The following is a 3,457-nucleotide window of genomic DNA, read 5'->3' as shown; positions in this document are numbered from 1 at the left end:
GCAGCTAATCCAACTACGGCCAGTACCGCTGAAGCTGTAATCAGCTTGCGACGGTTCATTGCTTTCATGTGTTTCCTTCCATCGAGGGTTTTATTACGAGGGGTAGTGCTTTTACTTCTTTGAACTGTTGTGCACTGCTTCGTGCTTTGCTTTGCGAGCGCGATGTTGTTCGACAGGACCGTTTGGAACAAACAGAACCGTCAGAATCAACAACCCACTAACAATCAAACCTGGCAGATTTGTCGTAACACTCTCAGAACTTCCGAGGCGGTGCGCGACCACATCGGCGATTTCTGGGATAGCTACCAAAACCACTGCGCCAATAATGACGCCTCCGAGGGTAGTTATGCCAGACAGAACCGCCCCTGTCAGGAGGGAAAATGAGAGCGCAAGCGGGAATGCGCTCGGAGAAACGGTGCCAATGGTCATTGCAAGCAGCGCTCCGGCCAGGCCAGCGATGCCGGCGCTTATCGTGAAGGCTAAGACCTTCGAGCGGGCTGTATTGATCCCGGTCAACTGAGCTGCAACCTCATTGCCACGTCCGGCTCTCCACGAACGACCGTAGGCAGAATTCAAAATATTTCTAACACTCCACATAGAAGTAAGTGCAGCAAGTGCTGCAATCCAAAAGAACCATTTGTATTGGGTGAACTCTTCACCTAAGGCAAGTGGAGGAAATCCCACATCAAAAAGTAAGCCTTGTTCTCCGCCCAAAATTGGAAATTGATTTGCAAGTGATGGAAGTCCAATTGCAAGTGCCAAGGTTGTTCCCGCCAAATATGGACCTGATAAACGTGCTGCTGCTGCACCTAGTAGAGCGCCACCTATTGCCGCGGCTAATACTGCGGCAACAAAACACAAAATTATAGGAACGCCAAATTCAATGCGAAGCACTGCAGCTGAATATGCCCCAACAGCCATTAACGCACCGTGTCCGAGTGAAACTTGCCCCGAATATCCAGTGAGCAAAATTATTGAAGAGATCGCAATTACATAGACAGCAATTGTTGCTCCTTGATAAACCCGAAGTTCATCCACCATCCCGCTGAGGAAGTACAAAACTATTCCACCAAGTATAAAGAGTGGAATATGGGTGCTCTCTTTTTTGCTCTTATGCACGTCGCCCCGCCTTTACTCCAATAATTCCTTGTGGGCGTATAAAGAGAACAAGAAGCAAAATAACAAATGGAGCAATGAAGAAGAGCCCACTACTGATATACATCAGTACAAATGAGATGGCAATTCCCAAGAAGAGTCCACCCAATACTGCGCCGAGCAAACTATCTAGTCCACCAATTACCGCTGCAATAAAACCTGAGACAAGCAACAAAGAGAACTCAATTGAATCTGGCGAAAAGTTTCCATTACCGTTTACCGTTTGGAATAGTCCTGCAACTGCACCTGCTGCACCCGCTAAAGCCCATCCAAGAGTGCGAACAGCATCAACTCTTACTCCCGAAAGACGTGCGATTTCAGGGGCGTGCGCAGATGCTCGAAGCGCTAATCCAAGGTTTGTTTTCTGAAAGAGAATCGAAAGAAGAATGAGTAAAACTAAAACCACAACAAGAATCAAAAGCTTTAATGGCGAAAAAACTAATGTCGAACCATTGATAGTAAATCCATTATTTGAAATTGGTGCAACGATACGTAGATCCTGTCCGCCCCAAATCATGCTTACAACCGAACGAATAACTCCGAGCAATCCAAGCGTTGCAATAATTGGTGCAACACCAGCGATTGGCCCAGAGGATGCGTGCTTCACTAATAGTCGCATAAGAACTAATTCAACTAGTGCTGCAAACAACGCACCACCAATCATGGCAACAGGTAGAGCGACCCAAAATGAACCAATTCTAGAAACAGCTTCATAACCAAAGTAGGTAGATAAAAGCGCCATACCAGCCTGAGCAAAGTTAACTACTCGCGTACTGCGCCATACCAAGACAAATGCAATTGCCATCAACGCGTAAATCGATCCGGCGGTTATGCCGATCAAAAGAGTATTGAGTAGTTGCATGATCAATACCCCAAGTATGCAGCGCGCACTGCAGGGTCTTGAATCAACGCTTGTGCGTGATCAACGGCAACAACTTTTCCTAAATTCAACACGATCCCAAGGTCTGCAATTTTTAACGCACCCATGGCGTTTTGCTCAACAAGTAAAACAGTTAATCTCATTTGAGTCGTTAAATCTCTGATTGTTTGAAAGATCTGCTCAACAACAAGTGGAGCCAAACCTAGTGATGGTTCATCAAGCAGTAGAAGTTTTGGCTTTGACATGATCGCTCGGCCTATAGCCAGCATCTGGCGTTCTCCGCCCGACAACGTGTCAGATCGTTGAGTGATGCGCTCTCCTAAACGAGGAAAGATATTGACTACTTGATCTAGAGACTCTTTCATCTCCTTGCCATCTTTTCGCCAGATGGCACCTAACTCAAGATTTTCTCGAACCGTTAACTCAGGAATAACTGATTTACCTTCTGAAACATGAGAAATGCCTTTACGGACTAATTTTTCGGGCTTTACACCAGTAATTGTCTCGCCCATCCAATTAACAACACCACTTGTGGGTTTGTTCAGACCAGATAATGCGCGTAGCAAAGTTGTTTTTCCTGCACCATTCGATCCAATGATTGCGGCTAATTTACCGGTTGGAACAGCTAATGAAACTTGGTTGACTGCGCAGATCGCACCATGGTGGACCGTTAAGTTTGAAACGTTAAGCGACATGGTTGCTACCTGTACCTAAATAAGCTGCCATAACCGCTGGGTCACGACGCACAGTTTCTGCATCACCACTGGCAATTACTTCACCAAAGTTAAGAACGTATAGCTTGCTACATACCGACATCACAACATCCATGTGGTGCTCCACAAGCAACACCGACATATCAACGCTCAAATTCTTAATCAATTGCTTCATCCACTCAATATCTTGAGATCCCAAACCACCAGCAGGTTCATCCAGCATCAAAATTGTTGGTTTGCTAACGAGTGCTCGGGCAATAGAAACTCGCTTTGTATCTGGATATGACAAGGTATCTGCGCGACGATGAGCAATTCCACCTGCGTACACACGCTCTAATGCAACTCGTGCCTTATCTCTAATCTGGTTCTCATCTTTTCTATTTCTTCCAAGAGCTGCAGAAATCAAACCAGTCTGTGACAAATGCTGCGCACCGACCATTACATTTTCCAAAACTGTTAAATCACCAAATAGGCCAACACCTTGTAATGTGCGGGCAATCCCTAAGTCAACTAGCTCGTGGGGTTTTGGAAAGTCACTCTTCTTTCCATTTAAGTGAAACTCACCTGAATCTGGTGTGACTAATCCACACAGCGCATTAAACAGAGTTGTCTTGCCGGCACCGTTAGGGCCTATTAATCCAACAACCTCATTCTTTGCAATCTCTAAATAGACATCATTGAGAGCCCGAAGACCGCCAAAAGAGACATT

The 3,457-nt window shown here is 45.8% G+C and carries 4 protein-coding genes; all 4 read right to left on the bottom strand.

Features of this window, described 5'->3' with window-relative positions:
* Positions 1-111: 111 nt before the first annotated feature.
* Positions 112-1,119, bottom strand: coding sequence for a branched-chain amino acid ABC transporter permease (locus AC9UEY_RS02765; RefSeq protein ID WP_509537432.1), 1,008 nt, complete (start codon positions 1,117-1,119; stop codon positions 112-114).
* Positions 1,112-2,017 carry a branched-chain amino acid ABC transporter permease gene (locus AC9UEY_RS02760; RefSeq protein ID WP_509537429.1) on the bottom strand — a complete coding sequence of 302 codons (906 nt, stop codon included), beginning with the start codon at positions 2,015-2,017 and terminating at the stop codon, positions 1,112-1,114. The genes AC9UEY_RS02765 and AC9UEY_RS02760 overlap by 8 nt, the downstream gene beginning before the upstream one ends.
* A 2-nt stretch (positions 2,018-2,019) precedes the next feature.
* On the bottom strand, positions 2,020-2,730 hold the full coding sequence (locus AC9UEY_RS02755) for an ABC transporter ATP-binding protein (protein WP_509537426.1): 711 nt from the start codon (positions 2,728-2,730) through the stop codon (positions 2,020-2,022).
* Positions 2,720-3,457, bottom strand: a 738-nt coding sequence (locus AC9UEY_RS02750) for an ABC transporter ATP-binding protein (protein ID WP_509537424.1), incomplete at its 5' end; no start/stop codon positions are given. The genes AC9UEY_RS02755 and AC9UEY_RS02750, both read right to left, overlap by 11 nt.

This window comes from Candidatus Planktophila sp., from assembly GCF_040402275.1.
In the GTDB taxonomy this organism is placed as follows: Bacteria; Actinomycetota; Actinomycetes; order Nanopelagicales; family Nanopelagicaceae; genus Planktophila.
The sequence above is the reverse complement of the archived record's forward strand: the minus strand, read 5'-3'. Positions and strand labels throughout refer to the sequence as shown.

Bases quoted from the DNA above. Each gene is read 5' to 3' on its own strand.
- AC9UEY_RS02760 (WP_509537429.1), bottom strand. From the start codon at position 2,017: ATGCAACTACTCAATACTCTTTTGATCGGCATAACCGCCGGATCGATT.
- AC9UEY_RS02755 (WP_509537426.1), bottom strand. From the start codon at position 2,730: ATGTCGCTTAACGTTTCAAACTTAACGGTCCACCATGGTGCGATCTGC.